This is a genomic window from Polaromonas sp. (genome assembly GCF_049790275.1).
GTDB lineage: Bacteria > Pseudomonadota > Gammaproteobacteria > Burkholderiales > Burkholderiaceae_C > Polaromonas.
In genome coordinates this window covers 21,640-41,450 of record NZ_JBAQYR010000016.1, presented here as the reverse complement: position 1 = coordinate 41,450, position 19,811 = coordinate 21,640, and the positions used below count along the sequence as shown (strand labels likewise).

Annotated in this window: 17 protein-coding genes and 3 pseudogenes; 9 read left to right on the top strand and 11 right to left on the bottom strand. The window is 63.3% G+C overall.

Going from position 1 to position 19,811, the window contains the following annotated elements:
- Window positions 1-101: 101 nt before the first annotated feature.
- The 4 genes and pseudogenes from WA904_RS02495 to WA904_RS02480 all read right to left on the bottom strand — a co-directional run.
- The gene (locus tag WA904_RS02495; RefSeq protein ID WP_425195544.1) at window positions 102-530 is read right to left on the bottom strand and encodes a DUF2141 domain-containing protein; all 429 of its coding nucleotides are present in this window, start codon (window positions 528-530) and stop codon (window positions 102-104) included.
- Between the two features lie 57 nt (window positions 531-587).
- Window positions 588-881, bottom strand: coding sequence for a 2TM domain-containing protein (locus tag WA904_RS02490; RefSeq protein WP_425195543.1), 294 nt, complete (start codon window positions 879-881; stop codon window positions 588-590).
- Between the two features lie 16 nt (window positions 882-897).
- Window positions 898-1,410 (bottom strand): annotated as a pseudogene (locus WA904_RS02485) (DUF6622 family protein); the annotation flags it as partial.
- Window positions 1,411-1,452: 42 nt separating this feature from the next.
- Window positions 1,453-1,860, bottom strand: a pseudogene (locus WA904_RS02480) (DUF2306 domain-containing protein); the annotation flags it as partial.
- 345 nt (window positions 1,861-2,205) lie between these two features.
- On the opposite strand from WA904_RS02480, the gene WA904_RS02475 reads away from it, so the two are divergent.
- Complete coding sequence (locus WA904_RS02475) at window positions 2,206-3,039, top strand: undecaprenyl-diphosphate phosphatase (protein WP_425195542.1); 834 nt, start codon at window positions 2,206-2,208, stop codon at window positions 3,037-3,039.
- Window positions 3,040-3,058: 19 nt separating this feature from the next.
- On the opposite strand, the gene WA904_RS02470 is transcribed toward WA904_RS02475, so the two are convergent.
- The 3 genes from WA904_RS02470 to mutS are packed head-to-tail and all read right to left on the bottom strand — an operon-like array spanning window position 3,059 to window position 7,344.
- Window positions 3,059-3,919 carry an alpha/beta hydrolase gene (locus tag WA904_RS02470; protein ID WP_425195541.1) on the bottom strand — a complete coding sequence of 287 codons (861 nt, stop codon included), beginning with the start codon at window positions 3,917-3,919 and terminating at the stop codon, window positions 3,059-3,061.
- Between the two features lie 26 nt (window positions 3,920-3,945).
- The gene (locus tag WA904_RS02465; RefSeq protein ID WP_425195540.1) at window positions 3,946-4,773 is read right to left on the bottom strand and encodes a peptidase; all 828 of its coding nucleotides are present in this window, start codon (window positions 4,771-4,773) and stop codon (window positions 3,946-3,948) included.
- A 15-nt stretch (window positions 4,774-4,788) separates the two neighbouring features.
- Window positions 4,789-7,344, bottom strand: a complete 2,556-nt coding sequence (gene mutS, locus WA904_RS02460) for a DNA mismatch repair protein MutS (protein WP_425195547.1) — start codon at window positions 7,342-7,344, stop codon at window positions 4,789-4,791.
- A 391-nt stretch (window positions 7,345-7,735) separates the two neighbouring features.
- Between mutS and WA904_RS02455 the strand changes: the two genes are divergently transcribed.
- From WA904_RS02455 to WA904_RS02445, 3 genes are read left to right on the top strand one after another with little or no spacing between them, the layout of a single operon-like run.
- Window positions 7,736-9,091 (top strand): NAD(P)/FAD-dependent oxidoreductase, encoded by a 1,356-nt coding sequence (locus tag WA904_RS02455; protein WP_425195539.1) that lies wholly within the window; start codon window positions 7,736-7,738, stop codon window positions 9,089-9,091.
- A 12-nt stretch (window positions 9,092-9,103) separates the two neighbouring features.
- On the top strand, window positions 9,104-9,916 hold the full coding sequence (locus WA904_RS02450; protein WP_425195538.1) for a lysophospholipid acyltransferase family protein: 813 nt from the start codon (window positions 9,104-9,106) through the stop codon (window positions 9,914-9,916).
- A gap of 40 nt (window positions 9,917-9,956) precedes the next feature.
- Window positions 9,957-10,730 carry a glycosyltransferase family 2 protein gene (locus WA904_RS02445; RefSeq protein ID WP_425195537.1) on the top strand — a complete coding sequence of 258 codons (774 nt, stop codon included), beginning with the start codon at window positions 9,957-9,959 and terminating at the stop codon, window positions 10,728-10,730.
- A 32-nt stretch (window positions 10,731-10,762) separates the two neighbouring features.
- Here WA904_RS02445 and WA904_RS02440 read toward each other — a convergent pair whose 3' ends face one another.
- Window positions 10,763-12,562, bottom strand: coding sequence for a sigma 54-interacting transcriptional regulator (locus WA904_RS02440; RefSeq protein ID WP_425195536.1), 1,800 nt, complete (start codon window positions 12,560-12,562; stop codon window positions 10,763-10,765).
- A 255-nt stretch (window positions 12,563-12,817) separates the two neighbouring features.
- Here WA904_RS02440 and WA904_RS02435 point away from each other — a divergent pair, with 255 nt between their 5' ends.
- The 5 genes and pseudogenes from WA904_RS02435 to WA904_RS02415 all read left to right on the top strand — a co-directional run bounded on the left by WA904_RS02435 (window position 12,818) and on the right by WA904_RS02415 (window position 17,531).
- Window positions 12,818-14,272: a benzaldehyde dehydrogenase gene (locus WA904_RS02435; RefSeq protein ID WP_425195535.1), complete on the top strand. Its 1,455-nt coding sequence runs from the start codon at window positions 12,818-12,820 to the stop codon at window positions 14,270-14,272.
- 41 nt (window positions 14,273-14,313) lie between these two features.
- Window positions 14,314-15,081 carry a coniferyl-alcohol dehydrogenase gene (locus WA904_RS02430; RefSeq protein WP_425195534.1) on the top strand — a complete coding sequence of 256 codons (768 nt, stop codon included), beginning with the start codon at window positions 14,314-14,316 and terminating at the stop codon, window positions 15,079-15,081.
- Between the two features lie 38 nt (window positions 15,082-15,119).
- Window positions 15,120-16,256 carry an ABC transporter substrate-binding protein gene (locus tag WA904_RS02425; protein WP_425195533.1) on the top strand — a complete coding sequence of 379 codons (1,137 nt, stop codon included), beginning with the start codon at window positions 15,120-15,122 and terminating at the stop codon, window positions 16,254-16,256.
- Window positions 16,257-16,272: 16 nt separating this feature from the next.
- A pseudogene (locus tag WA904_RS02420) lies at window positions 16,273-16,425 on the top strand (SDR family oxidoreductase); the annotation flags it as partial.
- A 281-nt stretch (window positions 16,426-16,706) separates the two neighbouring features.
- Window positions 16,707-17,531, top strand: a complete 825-nt coding sequence (locus WA904_RS02415; protein ID WP_425195532.1) for an alpha/beta fold hydrolase — start codon at window positions 16,707-16,709, stop codon at window positions 17,529-17,531.
- A 41-nt stretch (window positions 17,532-17,572) separates the two neighbouring features.
- On the opposite strand, the gene WA904_RS02410 is transcribed toward WA904_RS02415, so the two are convergent.
- From WA904_RS02410 to WA904_RS02400, 3 genes are all read right to left on the bottom strand, one after another.
- Window positions 17,573-18,334 carry a class I SAM-dependent methyltransferase gene (locus WA904_RS02410; RefSeq protein ID WP_425195531.1) on the bottom strand — a complete coding sequence of 254 codons (762 nt, stop codon included), beginning with the start codon at window positions 18,332-18,334 and terminating at the stop codon, window positions 17,573-17,575.
- Window positions 18,335-18,592: 258 nt separating this feature from the next.
- Window positions 18,593-19,324, bottom strand: coding sequence for a 3-oxoacyl-ACP reductase FabG (fabG, locus tag WA904_RS02405; protein WP_425195530.1), 732 nt, complete (start codon window positions 19,322-19,324; stop codon window positions 18,593-18,595).
- The gene (locus tag WA904_RS02400) at window positions 19,321-19,776 is read right to left on the bottom strand and encodes a 3-hydroxylacyl-ACP dehydratase (protein ID WP_425195546.1); all 456 of its coding nucleotides are present in this window, start codon (window positions 19,774-19,776) and stop codon (window positions 19,321-19,323) included. The genes fabG and WA904_RS02400 overlap by 4 nt, the downstream gene beginning before the upstream one ends.
- Window positions 19,777-19,811 lie beyond the last annotated feature (35 nt).

The window sequence follows — 19,811 nt, the reverse complement described above, 5'->3', positions numbered from 1 at the left end:
GCTGGGCGGCGCGGCCAAAGCCGGCGGCTCCGGCGGCTGCAGCACCCAGGGCGGCCAGCGCCGCGCGGCGGTTGATGGAGAAGGTCATGATCTGCCCCGCTTTATTTCAGGTCGAAGGTTTGCTGTTGTGCGCCGTCTTCAACGCGAAAAGCAGCGTCTGCAAACGGTGGTGGACCCGTCAGGCCGCGCGCATTGCGGCTGAAACCGTAAGGCTCGGTCGGCAAACCGAAGAGGTTGTTGTCCAGCTTCGTATTGCTGTTTTCGTCGAGGAAGGCGGTGGCCGCGTAGTCGCCTGGGGGCAGGCCGGTGAATTGCAGGGTGGCCTTGCCCTGAACCGGCTGAGCCATGGCCGTGCGCAGGGCTGTGCCGCGGGGAAAGCCGTCGGCCTTATCGAACACGGCGACCAGCACAGCTCCCTGGCGACCGTCGGGCACGTTGACATCAATCTTCAGATCACCCGCATGTGCGGCGCCGGCGGTCAGGATGGCCGCCAGTGCGGGCAGGATGTTGAACAGGGTCGGGATGTGCATGGAAAACCTCGATGAAGATGGGTTGTTGAAGTTGTTGAAGATGTCGGTGAAAGCGGTTCACCACGGATCGCGTTGCAGGGCCAGGCGTTCGCGTTCCTGCTGCACCAGGCGCTGGTGCAGGCCGGCACCGCCGGTCACGATGAACACCACGAAGCCGTGGACCGCCAGGCCGATGCCCCAGCCGAAGGCCGGGAACATGGCCCAGTGGCGATCGCTCATGGCGGACAGGCCCGCCAGCAGGAGGTTGACGATGATGAAAACGCTGGCATGGATGTACCAGCCCATTTTTGCGCTGGCGCGCTTGCGGGCGAGTTGCTCGAGGTTCTTGTCTTGCAGGGGAGTGGCGTTCATGGTGAGCTCCTTTTTTTCAGGTGTTGACGACGGGAAGGGTAGGGGCGGGGCGCAGGGCCAGGAGAACCAGGCGGATGGCGCGGCCGGCAAAGATGCCGCTGAAGACGCCGTAAAGCGTGCCGATGGCCAGGCTGAAATTGGCGTGTACCTTCAGTTCCGGGTGCATCACGAGGCTCACACCCACAACGTACTTGGTCAGGAAAATGGCCATGATCAAGACCATGGGAATCCAGCTGCCCGGAAGCTGGAATTGGCGGGTGGCACTGTCGTAGCGGGCGCCAGCCGGCAAGGGGAGTTGCGTGACAACCAGCACCAGCACGATGGCAGTGGCGAACCAGCTGCCCAACACGGCAGGCGAGGCGCCGAAAGCCGAGATGGTGCCATACAGCGAGAAGGCGCCCAGGCCCAGGGGCAGGATGACGATGCGGGCCAAGCCCACGGTGCGGCTGCGCACCTGGCTGAAGCCGAGGACCAGCAATCCGGCCAGCAGGCCCCAGACCCAGAGAGGTGTGTTGATGAGGATTTGAGCAATCATGGGTGTTCCTTGAGGAGGTTGGTAGGTTGGAGAAATCAGTCCGAGCCACTGGCCGAACACCAGGTTGCCGAGGTAGCGGCCAGGCAGCAGGGTGAAGGCGCCCGCCACCCCGCAGGCGCCGATGTACAGGCGCTGCATGGTCTTGCGGTGGCCCTCGATGCTGCCCTTGGCGAGGAACCAGAAGGCGAGGAACAGCATGCCGTAGACCACCGGGATGAGCAGGTGGATGGGCGTGTAGCCGTCGATGTTGGGCAGCCGGTAGTCGCGGATGAAGATCGCCGAGGTGGCGGCCACCAGCATCAGCGTGACCCAGGCATAACCGGCAGCGCGGTGCAGCCGGGGACGGTGCGCACCAGCTTTGCGGGCCCACAGCGCGACCGGGCCGATGGCGACAGCACCAAGGATGGTGGTCAGGTGAACGGCAATAACGGGCGACATGTTCATGGGGCTTCTCCTGTAGTGGATGAAGCGGACTGTGCCGAAGCGCCGCCGCCGCCGCGAGGGCTGTGCGACGAAATGCAAAAAGCGGGGTGCGAGTTGCGCCATGGTGGCGCGAAACGCAAGGTCCTCAAAGCCTTTTTCAGAGGGGCCGGAAGGGTACAAGGCTATGGCACCCGGAGAACCAAGTCCTGACGCCCGGGGGGGGGGTGATGGAGGCATGAGGCTTGGGAGCGGGTCTGTAACGAGCTGTATTTGCAACGCCGAGATGAACCGATATTTCGGCTGCGAGCTTGCCCAGGACCGCCAGCAACCTGCGGCGATAATCCTCCCTTACTTTCTGGAGCATGAGTGGATATTGCATTGCTGATCAAGGCTGCCGTCATGGGCGTCGTCGAGGGTTTGACCGAGTTCCTGCCCATTTCTTCCACCGGCCACCTGATCCTTGCCGGCGCATTGCTGGGCTTTGACGACGACAAGGCCAAGGTCTTTGACATCGCCATCCAGACCGGCGCCATTTTTGCCGTGATCCTGGTCTACTGGCAAAAGCTCCGGAACACGCTGGTGGCACTGCCCACGGAAAAACAGGCGCAGCAATTTGCGCTCAATGTCCTGGTGGCTTTTGTGCCGGCCGTGTTGCTGGGCCTGCTGTTCGGCAAGGCGATCAAGGCCAACCTGTTCACACCGGTGGTGGTGGCCAGCACCTTCATCATCGGGGGTTTCATCATCCTGTGGGCCGAGCGGCGCCAGCAGGCCAACCCCGCCACGGCGCGCATCCATGAAGTCGATGCCATGACGGTGATGGACGCGCTCAAGGTCGGCCTGGTGCAGTGCCTGGCCATGATCCCCGGCACCAGCCGCAGCGGCGCCACCATCATCGGCGGCATGCTGATGGGCCTGTCGCGCAAGGCCGCGACCGACTTTTCCTTTTACCTCGCGATCCCGACGCTGATCGGTGCCGGCGCCTACAGCCTGTACAAGGACCGCGCGCTGCTGTCGGTGGCTGACCTGCCGATGTTCGGCGTCGGCCTGCTGTTTTCATTCATTAGCGCCTGGCTGTGCATACGCTGGCTGCTGCGTTATATCGCCACCCACAGCTTTGTGCCTTTTGCCTGGTACCGCATCGTCTTTGGCCTGGTGGTGCTGGTCACGGCGCAGATGGGCTGGGTCACCTGGGCGCCTTGACCCTGCCGGCTGAACGGGCCTACAGGCTGGCCTGATCCGGCTCCATCAGGTTGCGCAAGGCGGCTTCAATGGCCGCGGCGGTAGCCACCGGTTTTTCCATCGGGAACAGGTGGCTGCCGTCGAGCATCATGATGCGGCCTTTGGTGACTTTTTCGGTCATGGCCATGCCCACCTGTTTCATCTCCGCCGACTGGCGCCCGCCGATGAAGGCCACCGGGCACTTGAGCGGATGGCGCTTGAGCAGGCCTTCGAGGTTGTCGGGGAGCGTGTTGTAGATGGCGGTTTCCACGTCGCGGTCAAAACTCAGCAGGCGCTGCTTGCTGTCGTCGCCGTGGGCGTCGTGCGTGCCGTGTTCGATGTAGTCGCGCAGCACCTGCTCATCCCAGCGCGCAAAGGCTTTCTTGCTGCGGAAATGCGCCAGCACTTCGGCCTGGTCCAGCCACTGGTGCCGGCGCTTGCGGCTGATGGCGCCGGGTGAAATGGAGCCGACCAGCTGCGCACGTTTGGCCACGCTCAGCGCGGCGGCGCGCCAGCCGCCGAGGATGGGCGAGTCGATCAGCAACACGCCTTGCACCGGCTGGCCGCCGAGCACGGGATTGCGGGCGGCGCACATCAGGCTCAGGAAGCCGCCCAGCGAATGACCGACAAGAAAGGCCGCCTGCCCGGTTTTTTCAACCTGCTCGCTGGTGAAATCGGCCAGTTGCTGCACCAGGTGCGGCCAGTTGCTGGTGACCGGGTAGCGCGGGTCGTGGCCGAATTTCTCGATCGCCTTGACCTGGAAACCGCGCGTTTTCAGGCTCTGGAACAGCACGCCATAGGTGCTTGCGGGAAAGCTGTTGCCGTGGGAGAAAACGATGAGGGGCTTGGTTGGGGCGGGCACGGGACCTTCAAATCACATCGATCAGATCAGATCAGCTTTTCCTCGGGCGAGGTGATTTTTTTCAGGGGCTGGTTGCGCGTAAGCGGCGTCAGAAGCGGCACCTGCGTTTCGCCGCCGCTCCACATCGGGTCTTCAATGCTGTCGAAGACCTCGCGCAGTTTTTTGCCCCAGTTGTTGTGCAGCATGCGGAAGTAGGGGTTTTCGTGGTCGATGCAGACCACTTTGTCGGTCTGCAGCGAATTGACTTCATAAACCACCATGTCCAGCGGCAGGCCGACGGAGATGTTGGATTTGAGGGTGGAGTCCATCGAGACCAGCGCGCATTTGGCGGCTTCGTCGAGCGGTGTTTCAGGCGTGATCACGCGGTCGAGCACCGGTTTGCCGTATTTGGACTCACCGACCTGGAAGTACGGTGTTTCCGGGGTCGCCTCAATGAAGTTGCCTGCCGAATACACCTGAAACAGGCGCATGCCTTCGCCGTGAATCTGGCCGCCGAAAATCAGCGAAACATTGAACTCGACGCCTGCGTGTTTCAGGTCTTCTGCATCCCGATCATGGACGCGGCGAATGGCCGAACCGAGAACGCGTGCGGCATCGAACATGCTTTTTGCATTCCATATGGTGATGGGCGGGCCGCCATCCGGGTCCTTGAGCTGCTCGACTTGCAGAATTTCCCGCACCGACTGGGATATGGAGAGGTTGCCGGCCGACAGCAGCACCATGAAGCGGTCGCCCGGCTTTTCATAAATGATCATCTTGCGGAAGGTGCTGATCTGGTCCAGCCCGGCGTTGGTGCGCGAGTCGGAGAGGAACACCAGGCCGGCGTTGAGTTTGATGGCGACGCAATAAGTCATGGAAGCGATGGTAGGTCAATCCGCTTTGGAAAGCTTTTTGAGTTGATAAAGGGCGTCGAGGGCTTCGCGGGGGCTCAGGGCGTCAGGATCAATGCCGTGAAGCGCCTTTTCCACGGCGCTGGGTTCGGCGGCGGGGCGTTCGGGCGGGGCGGCAAACAGGTCCACCTGCGCGCGGCTGGCGGTTTGCTGGGTTTCCAGCGCGTCCAGCGCATGCCGCGCATGGTTGACGACAGCGGCGGGCACACCGGCGAGTTTGGCCACGGCGATACCGTAGCTCTTGCTCGCCGGGCCGGGCTCGATGTGGTGAAGGAACACGATGTTGGCGCCGGACTCGACCGCGCTCACATGCACATTGACCGCTGCGTGGTGGCGCGCCGGAAACTCGGTGAGTTCGAAATAGTGCGTGGCAAACAGCGTGAAGGCCTGGGTCTTGTTGTGCAGGTGGGCGGCAATACCGCCAGCCAGCGCCAGGCCGTCGAAGGTGGAGGTGCCGCGGCCGATTTCGTCCATCAGCACCAGCGAGTGCGGTGTGGCCGCATGCAGGATTTGCGCGGCTTCCGTCATCTCGAGCATGAAGGTCGACTGCGCGTTGGCCACGTCGTCGGCCGCGCCTATGCGGGTGTGGATGGCGTCGATGGGCCCCAGGCGGCAAGCGCCGGCGGGCACATACGAACCGACGCTGGCCAGCAGCACGATGATGGCCACCTGGCGCATGTAGGTGGATTTACCGCCCATGTTCGGGCCGGTGATGATCTGCATGCGGCTCTTGCCGCCCAGGCCGCAGTCGTTGGCAATGAAGGAGCCCCCCGTGGTTTCGGCCAGCCGCGCCTCGACCACCGGATGCCGGCCCTGGCCGATCTCTATGCAGGGTTCCTTCACGAACAGCGGGGCGGTCCAGTTCAGCGTGAGTGAGCGCTCGGCCAGCGCGCACAGGGCGTCCAGCGAGGCCAGCGCACGCGCCAGGCGGGTGAGGGCGGGAACAAACTGCTGCAGCTCGTCGAGCAACTGCTCGTACAGCCATTTCTCCCGGGCCAGTGCACGCTCCTGCGCCGACAGGGCCTTGTCCTCGAAGGCCTTGAGTTCGGGCGTGATGTAGCGCTCGGCGTTTTTCAGGGTCTGGCGGCGACGGTAGTCGTCGGGCACCTTGTCGAGCTGGCCTTGCGTGACCTCGATGTAGAAGCCGTGCACCTTGTTGAACTGCACGCGCAGGTTGGCAATGCCGGTGCGGGCTTTTTCGCGGCTTTCGAGGTCGAGCAGGAAGTCGTCGCAGTTGGTCTGGATGGCACGCAGCTCGTCGAGGTCGGCGTCGCAGCCGTGGTTGATCACGCCGCCGTCGCGGATCAGCGCGGCGGGTTCGTCCAGCACATAGCGGCCCAGCAATGCCTCGCAGGCTGGCGGTGCCTTCAGATCTTCGAAAATATTGGTCAAAAGTGCCGGAAGCCCTTTGTGGCCGGGCGCAAGCAGCTCTGTTTTTTGTAGCGTGCAGCGCAACGCCACCAGCTCGCGCGGGCGCACCTGGCGCAGGGCGATGCGGGCGGTGATGCGTTCCACGTCGCTGCAGCCCTTGAGTCCCGTGCGCATTTTTTGCTGCAGGTTGCCGTCGCGCAGGGCGGTGATGGCATCAAGGCGTGCCTGTGCCTGGCTGCGTTCACGCCGCGGGCTGAGCAGCCAGCTTTTGAGGGCGCGGCTGCCCATGCCGGTGCTGCAGGTATCCAGCAGCGAAAACAGGGTGGGCGAGTCTTCCCCGCGCAGGGTCTGCGTCAGTTCGAGGTTGCGCCGCGTGGTCTGCGGCAGCTCGATCAGCTCGCCCGAGCGCACGACCTGCAGGCTGTGCACGTGGGACAGGGCGCGGCCCTGCGTGTGTTCGGCATAACCGAGCAGCGCAGATGCCGCGGCGTGGGCCTCCGGGAGCGCTTCCGCGTTCCATGAAGCCAGCGACGCGACCTGCAGCTGGGCCAGCAGCCGGCGCGCACCCAGCGCTGAATCGAACTGCCAGGCCGGCCGGGCGCTGACGGCGCAGCGCTGGGTTTTCAGGCGCTGCTCGAAAGCGGGCGTGACGTCGACGTTGTAGAGCAGTTCGCTGGGTGCAATCCGCGCTATCCAGGCTTCGAGTTCGTCGGGAGCGCAGTGCGCCAGGTGGATTTCGCCCTGGGTGACGCTGAGCCAGGCCAGGCCGCAGGTGTTGCGCAGCCCTTGGTGTACGGCCAGCAGGATGGATTCGGTCTTGTCGCTGAGCAGCTCGGTGTCGGTCAGCGTTCCGGGGGTGACCACCCGCACGACCTTGCGTTCGACCGGGCCCTTGGCCGTGGCGACATCGCCGACCTGCTCGCAGATGGCGACCGATTCCCCCAGCTTGATCAGTTTGGCGAGATAGCCTTCCAGCGAGTGGAAAGGCACACCGGCCATGACCACCGGCTCGCCGGCCGACTGGCCGCGCCGCGTCAGCGTGATGTCGAGCAGGCGCGCGGCTTTTTCGGCATCCGCATAAAACACTTCGTAAAAATCGCCCATGCGGTAGAGCAGCAGGGTGTCGGGATAGTCCGCCTTCAGGCCCAGATACTGCTGCATCATAGGCGTGTGTTTTCCGTTGCCGGCAAATGCCGGATCGGTGATGTCGGGAGGTAGCGCTGGATGGTTCACTGGGTCTCAGGCGATGACGGTAGATGACTGAATACACGGGTGAACTCAGCGCGGTGACAGGGAGCCAGCAGGGGCCGGGAAAATAATAGCACTTGCCGATGGGTCGTCGCCGGGCCATGCGGAAAATCGGCGGAACCGGGCTTCCTGGAAGCACCGCCCGGCTGCCCGCGCCATTTCGAATCCGTGAAACCAGACATTTCACTACAAAAAGAGATGGGTTCACGACGTAAACTTGCCGGGTTGAGCCTGAAAATGCCCGATAACAGTGCGGCAGGCCTCCAACGGTCTGCGGCGAGCTCGAAAAACTCCATCAAGGAAACCCATGCCCGAGCTGAACTCACCGGCTGCGTCATCGTCCTCTGCAGCCTTGGGCGGGTGTGATGTCCTGGTTATTGGCGGCGGCCCTGCGGGTTCAACCATAGGCGCACTGCTTGCGCAGCGTGGCCACAAGGTGGTCCTTCTCGAAAAAGACCACCATCCCCGTTTTCACATCGGCGAATCCCTGCTGCCTGCCAACCTTCCCCTGTTTGAAAAACTCGGGGTCGCCGACGCCGTCCGGGCGATCGGCATTGAAAAGTGGGGCGCCGAATTCGTTTCTCCCTGGCACGAAAGCAGGAGCCAGACCTTCAAGTTCGGCGATGCCTGGGACAAATCCATGCCTTTTTCCTACCAGGTGCGGCGTTCCGAGTTCGACGAAATCCTGATTCGCAACGCCGCGAAGGCGGGCGCCGAAGTGATTGAAGGCTGTCGCGTGCGCGAAGTCGCTTTTGCCCCCGACCACAGTGGTGCCACGGTGCATGCCGAACGCGAAGACGGCAGCGCCTGCCAGTGGCACGCCCGCTTCGTGGTCGATGCCTCGGGCCGCGACACCTTGCTGGGCAGGCAGTTCGACATCAAGCGGCGCAACCCCAAACACAACAGTTCGGCGCTGTATGCGCATTTCACCGGGGCCACCCGGCACCCGGGGCAGGACGAAGGCAACATCACGATTTTCTGGTTCGACCACGGCTGGTTCTGGTTCATTCCGCTGGCCGACGGCGCTACCAGCATAGGCGCGGTCGTCTGGCCGCATTACCTCAAGAGCCGCAGCAAATCCGTGAAAGACTTTTTCCTCGATACGATTGCCCTGTGTCCGGCGCTCGGCGAGCGGCTGGCCCATGCGACGCTGTCGTCCGATGTTGAGGCCACCGGCAATTTTTCCTATGCCTGCGAACATACCCACGGTCCCAGCCACCTGATGATTGGCGATGCGTTCACCTTCATCGATCCGGTGTTTTCATCGGGCGTCATGCTGGCCATGCAGGGCGGTTTTGTCGGCGCCGAAACAGTGGACACTTGCCTGCGTGAACCGGCAAAAGCCGCGGCGGCGCTGGCGCATTTTGACCGGGAGGTGCGCAAGGGGCCGAAAGAGTTTTCGTGGTTCATCTACCGCGTGACCAACCCGACCATGCGCGATCTGTTCATGGCCCCCAGCAATGTGTGGCGTGTCAAGGAAGCCCTGCTGTCCATGCTGGCGGGCGACATCTACGGCAAAACACCGATCTGGCGTTCGCTGGCGGTGCTCAAGGGTATTTTTTACGTGGCATCCATCCTGAACTTCAGGCGTTCGTGGCAGGCACTGCGCCTGCGCAAGGCCAACATCCGGGTAGTCGACGACGCAACACCGGCTGCGCGCTGACAAGGCGGTTGTATGGAAAACAAGTCGAATGCCCTTTTGAACGAGCCACTGGCACTGCCCGTGCGCCGCAGAGCCCTGCATGAAACCGCCCGGCTGCACCTGGGCTACCTGCTGCTGGGCCTGATGTCCCTGGTGGTGACCTTGCTGGCGTTTCCGATACGCGCGGTGCTCCCGCGCGTGATGAGCAAGCGGATAGGCCGCCGGCTGGTAACCCTCATGACGCGGCGTTACCTGAGGTTCCTGGTGTTGATGGGCGCCTGCCGCTTCGACCTCTCGGAGCTGGATGCGCTGCGGGACGAACCGGCCATGATTATTGCCCCCAATCATCCCTGCTTGCTCGACGCCGTGATGATCCTGTCGCGCCTGCCCGGCGCGGCGTGCATCATGAAGGCGGAACTCGTCAACAGCGTGTTTTATGGCGCGGGCGCGCGGCTGGCCGGCTACATACGGAATACGCCTTTGCGCACCATGATCCAGCTGGCGGTGGATGACCTGCAGCAGGGCAGCCATTTGTTGCTGTTTCCGGAGGGCACGCGGACCACGCGTTTCCCCGTGGGGCCTCTGCAGGGTACCACCGGCCTGATTGCAAAAAATGCCGGTGTGCCGGTCCAGACCGTTTTCATCGAAACCAGTTCGGGCTTTCTGGGCAAGGGCTGGCCCTTGCTGCAAGCCCCTAAAATGCCCATTACCTACCGGGTTCGCCTCGGCAGGCGTTTTGACCCGCCGCAGCACACCGCACGTTTTGTCAGCGAGCTCGAACAATATTTTCAGACCGAGCTGGCGCACGCGCAGTTGCCCGGTTTTCCAGTTTCACCGCCACCCTGATCTCCAGGGCCTGGCTTTATTTTTTTGCCAGGTTCCAGCGATGACTGCTTCCGTTCCGAGCGTGCACCAGACCCATCTGGTCCTGATACCCAGCTACAACCCCGGCCCCAAGGTCTACGACACCGTTCGCTCGGCACGCGCGCAATGGACACCGGTCTGGGTGGTGGTGGATGGCAGCACGGATGACAGCGCCGCCGGCTTGCAGGCCATGGCAGCCGGGGACGACGGCCTTCGCGTGATCGTGCTGCCGCACAACGTCGGCAAGGGCGCCGCGGTGCTGCACGGCATCGATCTGGCAGTGACGCAGGGCTTCACGCATGTGTTGACCATGGATTCGGATGGCCAGCACCCGGCGCACCTGATTCCGCAATTCATGGCTGCTTCAAGCGCGCAGCCCGGCGCCATGGTGCTGGGCATGCCGGTGTTTGCCGCCGACGCACCGCGCATTCGCGTGAACGGACGCAAGGTGTCCAACATCTGGGCCAACCTGGAAACCCTGTGGGCCGGCATTGGGGATTCCTTGTTCGGTTTTCGTGTTTATCCGATCGCACCGCTGCAGCGTGTCATGCATGGCAACCGCTGGATGCGGCGTTTCGACTTTGACCCCGAAGCGGTGGTGCGCATGTGCTGGCTTGGTGTCAAGCCAATCAACCTTCCGGCGACGGTCAAATATTTCCGGCCCGAAGAAGGCGGTGTATCGCACTTCAACTACCTGCGCGACAACGTGCTGCTGACGTGGATGCACTCGCGCCTGTTCTTCGGCTTTGTGCTGCGTCTGCCGGTGCTGCTGGCGCGGCGACTCGGCGGGAAGTAGGGTATTTCGCCCGCAGTATTGCTGTTGGCGGATCAAATGAGACCGTGTTTCCTGGCCCGGTAGGCCAGCTTGGCCCGCGTTGTCTGGAGCTGCCGTGCGGCGGCGGACAGGTTGCCTTGTGAGGCGGAAATCGCCCGTTGCAGCATGTCGCGTTCGGTTTGATCCAGCGACTGCGGCACCGGTGCTGCGTTTGACGGCGCTGCCGGGCCGGCCACCGGCGCGGAAAAATTCAGGGTGCCCGAGCTTCCCTGCAGCCGCAGGGTCATGATGTCCGCAGTCAGGGTTTCACCACTGGTAAACAGGTGATGGATGTCAATCAGGCCGTCGGTATCGGCAGTGATCACGGCACGCTCGATCAGGTTTTGCAGTTCACGGATGTTGCCCGGAAAGTCATAGTTCAGCAGCGCCCGCACCGCCGCCTGCGTGAAGCCGCTGGCCTGGCAGCCATGTTTGCGCCGGTAGTGGTTCAGGAAATGGGTCATCAGCAAGGGGATGTCGTCGCGCCGCTCGCGCAGCGGCGGCAGGTGGATGGGAAACACATTGAGCCGGAAGAACAAATCCTCCCGGAATTTGCCGTCCCGCACGGCCTGGCGCAAGGCTTCGTTGGTGGCTGCCACCACGCGCACATCCACCGCAATGCCGCGTGTTCCACCCACGCGCTCGATCTCGCCCTCCTGCAGGGCACGCAGCAACTTGCCCTGGGCGACAAAGCTCAGTGTGCCGATCTCGTCCAGAAAAAGGGTGCCGCCGCTGGCCCGCTCGAAACGGCCCGGCCGCGAATGGCTGGCGCCCGTGTACGCGCCCCGTTCCACGCCGAAGAGTTCGGATTCGATCAGGGTCTCCGGAATGGCGGCGCAGTTCACGGCGATAAAAGGCTGGTCCTTGCGCGGGCTGATCTTGTGCAGCATGCTGGCAAATTTTTCCTTGCCGACGCCGGACTCGCCTGTGAACAACACGGTCGCGGAGGTGCGTGCCACGCGGCTGAGCTGATGGCAGGCGGCGTTGAATGCGGATGAAGCGCCGACCATGGCATCGCCGGCCGGCGTGTCGAGTACCGGAAGCTCGGCGGCACGCGGGGCCGGGCGCGCATAGGCCGCGGTATCGACAAACTCCCTGGCGTTCAGGTAACGCATGTCCTGCTCGATGTCGTCCCACTTGTCGGCCGACTTGCCCACCACACGGCAGTGCGCATCACCCATGGAACGGCACATGGTTTCGCGAAAGACGATGAGGCGGCCAAACAGGGTGCTGACGTAGCCGGTGGCATAACCGACCTGCATCCAGCAGGCCGGTGAGCCGCCGATGCCGTAGGCGGCGATGTGTTCGTCGTCTTCGCTGGAGTTGTGCCACAGGAATTCACCCTCGTAGCCGCTGGTATCGGGGTCGTAGGACACCTGCACCAATTCCACCTTGACGACCCCCTCGAGTGCATGCAGGCGTGTGCCGGCGAGTGCCGCTGCCAGCGGATCGGCTTCAGGCCACTGCTTGCGCACCAGCTGGGCATCGCGTGCGCCGCTGACATAGCCGGCGCGGGTGAACAGTCCGCGTGCCTGCTCCAGCCCGAGGCTGTCGATCATCTCGCGCCGCAGGGAACCCAGTGCTTCGGTGTGCAGCAGGACCATGCGCTGGTCCTGCAGCCAGATGCGTCCGTCGCCCGGGGAGAAAAAGAGGCATTCGCTGATGTCCGACACCGTGGGGTGCGCGTTTCCTCCGGCATGCGTGCTGGCAAAACCACCCAGGGCCTTGGCAACCGAAGCGCTGTCGAAACTACCCAGGGTCGTCCCGCTCGCGCGGGCAACGTCGGCCAGGGAGATGCGTTCGGACTTGTGCATGGACTTGCTCGTTTGGTTAATCAACAGTGCAAATGTAGTTCATGTTATTGATCAATTGATCAATAAATAGCGACGATTTTGTCGTGCTGCGTTGCAGCAATGCGGTCTAGGGTATGTCCCTAATTTCCCTGTGAAAAGTGCCCTGGTGCGGTGCATCAATACATCGGTTGGAGCACCGCTGGTCCGTGCATTGCAATAAAGCCGGCATGCCGTACGCATGCGGCGATTTGAATCAACAACCGGAAGGACCAGCAAATGGGTGCATCAGATTCACTGACATTTTTCAATTTTCCCGCCCTTGCTCCCGCAGCCCTGGGCGGCGGGATACGCGAGGTGACCGAACCCGCCACCGGACAGGTCCTGTGCACCGTGGGTCTGGCCAATGCAGCGGATGTGGCTGTGGCCACGCAAGCAGCCGCTGCCGCGCAAAAAGCCTGGGTGGCGGTGCCACCGCGCGAAAAAGCCGAAGTATTCCGCCGCGCAGGGGCACTGTTTCAGCAACATTTTGACGAGCTCGCGTTGTATGCCACGCGGGAGACGGGCGGCATCCTGCCCAAAGGCCAGCATGAAATTCGAGAGGCCATCACGATTTGCCATCTGGCCGCTGCCATGCCTTTGCAGTCGCAAGGCCATGTGCTGCCCAGTGTGCCGGGCCGCACCAGCATGGCACGCCGTGTGCCGCATGGCGTGGTGGGGGTCATCTCGCCGTTCAACTTTCCGCTGATCCTGACGATCCGTGCCGTGGCCCCGGCACTGGCGGCGGGCAATGCGGTGGTGGTCAAACCCGATACCCGCACGCCCGTCACCGGAGGCCTGATGATTGCCCGCATTTTTGCGGAAGCGGGCCTGCCCAAGGATCTGCTGCAGGTTCTGCCTGGCGACGCCGATGTGGGCGAGGCCCTGGTGACTGATCCGCTGGTGCCCATGATCGCGTTCACCGGATCGCCCGCAGTGGGTCGGCGCATTGGCGAGCTGGCGGGCCGGCATTTGAAGAAGGTGTCGCTGGAGCTCGGTGGTGCCAACTCGCTGATCATCCTGGACGATGCCGACCTGGACGTGGCTGCCAGCAATGCGGCCTGGGGGGCCTACCTGCACCAGGGGCAGATCTGCATGGCTTCTAACCGCATTCTTGTGCATGAAAGCATTGCCGCCGCGCTGACGCAGCGCCTGGTGGCCAAGGCCACACATTTGCCGGTGGGTGACGGTGCCAGCGGCCAGGTCGCGCTGGGCCCACTGATCGATGCGAAGCAGCGCGACCGGGTGCATGCGATCGTGCAGGACAGCGTCAAGGCCGGCGCCAGGCTGGAGGCGGGCGGTACGTTTGATGGCCTGTTTTACAAGCCCACCGTGCTTTCTGGTGTAAAGCCAGGCATGCGCGTGTTTGACGAAGAGACCTTCGGCCCGGTGGCGAACATCGTCACCTACAAAACCGACGAAGAAGCCATTGCGCTGGCCAACAACAACACCGGCAGCCTGGCCTCTGCTGTCATCTCCAGATCGGTCGGGCGCGCGATGGCGATCGGGCAGCAACTCAGGTCCGGCATGGTCCACATCAACGACCAGACGGTGAATGACGATTGCGTCAACCCTTTCGGCGGACCCGGCATCGCGGGCAATGGCAGCAGCGTGGGCGGACCTGCTGACTGGGAGGAATACACCCAGTGGCAATGGATCACTGTCAAGGACGCGGCGACCATGTTTCCGTTTTGAGCCGCGCATTTTTCAATTTCATTTCTGCAAGGAGACAAACAATGAGTCTGCATGGCAAAACCATCGTGATCACAGGCACCTCGTCGGGCATTGGCGCCGAGGTGGCCCGGCTTGCCCGCTTTCAGGGAGCCTGGGTCATTGGTGTGGACCGCAACGACCCTGGCCTGACGCTGGACGGCTTCGTCAAGGCTGATCTGGGGACTGTCGCTGCCATTGACGCTGCGGTGACCCAGTTGCCTGAGCGCATTGACGCCTTGTGCAACATTGCCGGCGTGCCCGGTACAGCCGATGGCGACCTGGTGGCACGTGTGAACTACCTGGGTTTGAGGCATTTGACGGAGAAGGTACTGGCGCGCATTCCACACGGCGGCAGCATTGTCAACGTGGCTTCCATACTGGGGGCCGAATGGCCGCTGCGCCTGAACCTGCACAAGGAACTGGCGGCGGCGAAGAGTTTTGAGGCAGGTGCTGCCTGGTTGCGCGATCACCCCGTGCCGCACGCAACCTGCTACCAGTATTTCAAGGAAGCCCTGATTGTCTGGAATGCCACCCAGTCGCAGGAGTGGTTCATGGGCAAGGGCGTGCGCATGAACTGCGTGGCTCCCGGGCCGGTATTCACGCCGATTCTGGGGGACTTCGTCACCATGCTCGGACAGGAGCGGGTCCAGGCCGATGCCCATCGCATGCTGCGTCCCGGTTTTGCCGATGAGATCGCGCCCGTGATTGCCTGGCTCTGCAGCGACGCAGCGCGCTGGGTCAGCGGCGCCAACATTCCCGTCGATGGCGGCCTGGCTTCGACCTACCTCTGAAGCGCCTCAAAAAATAACCACGAATCAACGGAGACATCATGAAACACATTTCTGGAAAAACAGTCATGGCGGCGCTGCTCGCACTGGCGGGCACAGCACACGCCGACATCAACATCGGCGTGAGCCTGTCGCTGACCGGGCCGCTGGCTTCACTGGGGTTGCCGATCAAGGCCTCGTTGGACCTCTGGCCCGACCGCATTGCGGGCGAGAAGATCAAGCTGCTTGTACTCGACGACGCATCCGACACCACGGCTGCCGTGAAGAACACGCGCCGCTTCGTCATCGAGAGCAAGGCCGATGTGTTGCTGGGTTCCTCGGGCGTGCCGGCGGTGCTGGCCATGGCCCCGGTGGCCTCCGAGGCAAAAACCGTGCAACTGGCTTTTGCACCGGCGCCTCGGCCTGGTGGCCAGGACGACTGGACCTTCCCCTTGCCGCAGCCGGTGCCGCTGATGTCCGATGCGGTGGCCAGGCGCATGGTGGCCGACAAAGTCAAGAGGGTGGCCTTCCTGGGATGGAACGAAGGTTATGGCGAGATGTGGCTGCAGGCCTTCACCGCCTCTGCCAGGAAAGCGGGACTGGAGATCGTCGCCACCGAGCGCTTCGCGCCGCCGGACACCGCCATCACCGCGCAGGCGCTGAAGGCGATTGCGGCCAAGCCTGATGCCGTGCTGATTGTGGGCGCCGGTTCGGCCGCCGCGATGCCGCAGATCAACCTGCGCGAGCGAGGCTGGAGCGGCCCCATTTACCAGACCCACGGTGCCGCCTCACCCGACCTGGTGCGCGTGGGCGGCAAGGCCATGAATGGCGCCATTCTGCCTGCGGGGCCGGTGTTGGTGGCTGAGCAACTGGCCGCCAACAACCCGATCAAGCCGGTGGCGCTGGATTATGTGAATGCCTTCGAAAAGACGCATGGCGCCAACTCGCGCACGCAGTTCGGGGCCCATGCCCACGACGCGCTGAAAGTGCTGCAACGCATCGTGCCGCTGGCCCTGAAGAAGGCCAAGCCGGGCACGCCGGAATTCCGCCAGGCGCTGCGCGATGCGCTGGAGAGCGAGAAGGAAATCGTCATTTCGCATGGCGTTCTCAACTTCACGCCGGCGGACCACATCGGCTTTGACGAACGCGCTGCCGTGATGCTGAAGATCGAAGGCGGGCAGTTCGTGCTGCAGCGCTGAAGAAAAAAACACTGGACAGCGCATGGAAAAAGACGCCCACCGCATGAAGCGCCCCGCCTTCAGCGATGAGGTGGCGCCGGTGATCGCCTTCCTGTGCAGCGACGCGTCGCGCTGGGTCGGCGGCATCGACCTGCCGGTGGACGGCGGGCTGGCCTCGACCTACATCTGACCGGAGACCGGCGCGTCATCATGGCAGCTCAAGTCTTTGACATCACGGTCGGTGGCCGGTGCGGTCCCGGCCGCTGCATGTGCCGCGGCCCCTGTCCGGATACAGGCGCCACCGCGGCCACGAACGAGCCCTGAACCGTCCCTGAACAATCACCGTTTTTTAGCACCAAGAGGAAATTTTATGAAACACACCAAGCTTTACCTGGGCGCCGCCTTGCCCATCGCCGCAGGTGGCGGTTCGACCTATCCCGTCGAGGCCGAAAACCAGTTGGCAGTGTCACCATGAGCGATACCTTTGTTTCGATCAATGGCGCCAGGATCCGCTACCGGGACAGCGGTGGCGCGGGGCCAGCGGTGCTGATGACGCATGGTATTGGCGAGTCGCTGGAGTTCTGGCACCGGCAGTTCGATGACCTGGGCCCGTCCCGGCGTCTGATCGCCTGGGACATGCCGGGGCATGGTCTGTCGGATGAATCCGCAGACGCGATGAGCCTTGAGGGGCAGGCCGACGTGGCCTGGAAGCTGCTGGACCAATTGGGGGTCGAGCGGGTGCATCTGGTGGGCAACTCGCTCGGGGCGGCCATGTCTCTGCGCATGGCCGACCAGATGCCTGCTCGCGTCGGTTCTCTGGTGCTGGCCAACTCGGCAGCTTTGGGAGCCGACGTGTTCGGAGCGTTCAAGCTGATGGCGCTGCCCTGGCTGGGAGAGTTGATGAACAAGCCGGGGCCCATGGCGGTGGCGCAACAGATCAAGGCCATCGTCCTTCGACCCGAAGCGATCACGCCATTGGTGCGTGCCGCCATCGAGCGCAATGTGCGCAGGCCAGGCGCGGCAGCCCACTTTCTGAGCCAGCTTCGCGCGATGACCACGCTGCGTGGCCAGCGCCGGGAGGTGTGGACGCGCTCACATCAGATTCTGACAAGCCTGCGTATGCCGACGCGGATCGTTCATGGTGAACAGGATGTGGTGTTGCCGGTCGCCCACTCCGTCACGGCGCATGGCCTGTGCAGTGGTTCGGAGCTGGTACGGCTCCAGGACTGCGGGCATACACCACAGCTTGAACAACCCGAGGTGTTCAATGCGCTGCTGCGAAAGTGGCTTCTGTAAATCAGGAGATGCCTTTTCCATCGGCAGTCCGCGAGGGGCCTTCAACCGGGCTTGATCGCCTGATATTCGGAAAACACCCCCACTTCCAAGTGCTGCCTGACCTGTGCCAGTCCGGCCGCGCTCAGGGTGGCTATGACTTGCTCTGGTGGCACACAGGCCTCAATGCTGTCCCAGTAATAGCGCCAGATGGTCGCCGTATCTTTTCGCTTTGAAATAAACCGCGTGAGCAGCGGTATCACGCCGCGCATGTAGGTTTTGAGCAGCCATCGGCCCCAGCTGCTCTTGGCCTGCGTGATTTCAAGGATGCACAGGCGGCCACCGGGCTTGAGTACCCGCTGGAATTCTGCAAATGCCACGCCCAGGTCGCTGATGTGGCGAAGCGCGTAGCCCATGCTCAGGAAGTCAAAGTGGTTGTCCGGGAAGGGCAGTGATTCGGCCCGGCCTTCCGTCAGCACCATGGTTTTGGGCAATTTGCTGGCCGCCATCATGCCGGGGCTGGGATCGACCCCGGTCACCAGGGCAGGATCGCCGGCCAGGAGGCAGGCCTGCGCCGCGACAAGTCCGGTTCCCACGCCTACGTCGAGCACCCGCATGCCCGCTTTCAAGCCGCCCCGGATCAGCGCCTGGCGCCGATAACGGGAACCGGTGCCCCATGCCAGCATGGCCTCGATGCGGTCGTAGTCCGCCGCAGTGTTGTCAAAAATCTTGCGCAAATAGGCTTGCCTGTCCTGCTCGGTCTGGTAGTAGTCGGTGAGCGGGTGATGGGGTGCGTGTGCCGCAGGGATGGGCAGGGAAGTCTTCATGGGGTGTTACCTTTGGACCTGAAGCGGCAGTTGGACGTGCCCTGGAATGGCCGTCATGGTCGTGCGTTGGCAAGGTGCGACAAAAAAGCAGGTGGACGCCTGCCGGCAGGAGTACGCGGCCAGGCGTACTCAGAGGGGGGTAGCTTGATCGGCGCCGCGCTCTTCGCTCTTACCTGGAGGTCATTGCCCTGAACGCCGAATTCACAAGTTTCAGGCGTCTTTTTTCGGGTGTCAATCGGACAAGGGCCCGAACGCGGGTCAGATCATGCCGCCGTTGATGGAAATAACCTGGCCACTGATATAGGCCGCCTGTTCCGAGGCGAGAAAGCCGACCAAGTCGGCCACTTCTTCGGCCTTGCCGGCCCGCTTCATGGGAACCATGCGGTCGATGACGTCCTTGCTGAAAGCACCCTGGGTCATGGCGGTGTCGATGATGCCGGGCGCCACGGCGTTGACCGTGATGCCGCGGCTGGCCACTTCAAGCGCCAGGGATTTCGTGGCGGCGTGCAAGGCGCCCTTGGCCGCCGAGTAGTTGACCTGGCCCCGGTTGCCGGCTACCGCCGCCACCGAGGTGATGGTGATGATGCGGCCCCATCGGGTGCGGATCATCGGCATGGTCAGCGGCTGGGTGACGTGGAAAAAACCATTGAGCGATACGTCGAGCACACGCTGCCACTGGGCCAGCTGCATGCCGGGAAACACGGCATCGTCGTGGATGCCTGCGTTGTTGACCAGCACCTGGATGGGTCCCTCTTCGAGCAGTATCTCCAGCGCTGCTGCCGTGGCTGCTGCATCGGTGACGTCGAAGGCCACAGCCTGCGCCCGGCCACCCTGTGCCGCGATATCGGCGGCGACCGCCTGGGCTTTCGCCAGATGGCTGTTGGCGTGAACGATGACGTGAAAGCCGTCGGCCGCGAGCCGCCGGCTGATGGCGGAGCCGAGTCCGCCGCTTCCGCCGGTGACCAGTGCGCGTTTGGGGCTTGATGTCATGGGGATGTGCCTGCGGTTGCAGTTTGCTGTGTTGACGGCGGGAGCGCAAGCGCCGAGGCGTCGAGCACCACCACGGCGCGTCCGGCGAGCAGGTTCTGGTCGCCGGCCTGAACGGTGAAGCTGTAGAGGATGGTGTTGTCATCCCCCGTGAGCCGGTCGGCGCGGATGGTCAGGGGGCCGGCGATGGTGTCCAGCCGTTCGACCGACATGGTGACGCTGCGCACGCTGGCCAGGTAGCCGGCACGGGGCGGTGTGTTTTCAGCACCTTCACCGGCCAGGGCCTGGGCCACCAGCGTGCCGTGCACGGCCATGGCTTGCGCCGCGTATTCGACGCCGCAGGCCGCGCCCAGCCGGCCATGAGCCCGCAGGGGATGGTCGGGCGCGCGGTGGCTGCTGGCCTGGCAAACAATGTGTTGCGCGTCCCAGATGCTGACGCTGTCGAGCAGGCACATGCTGCCCTGGTGGGGAATGCGGCGCGCGATGTCGT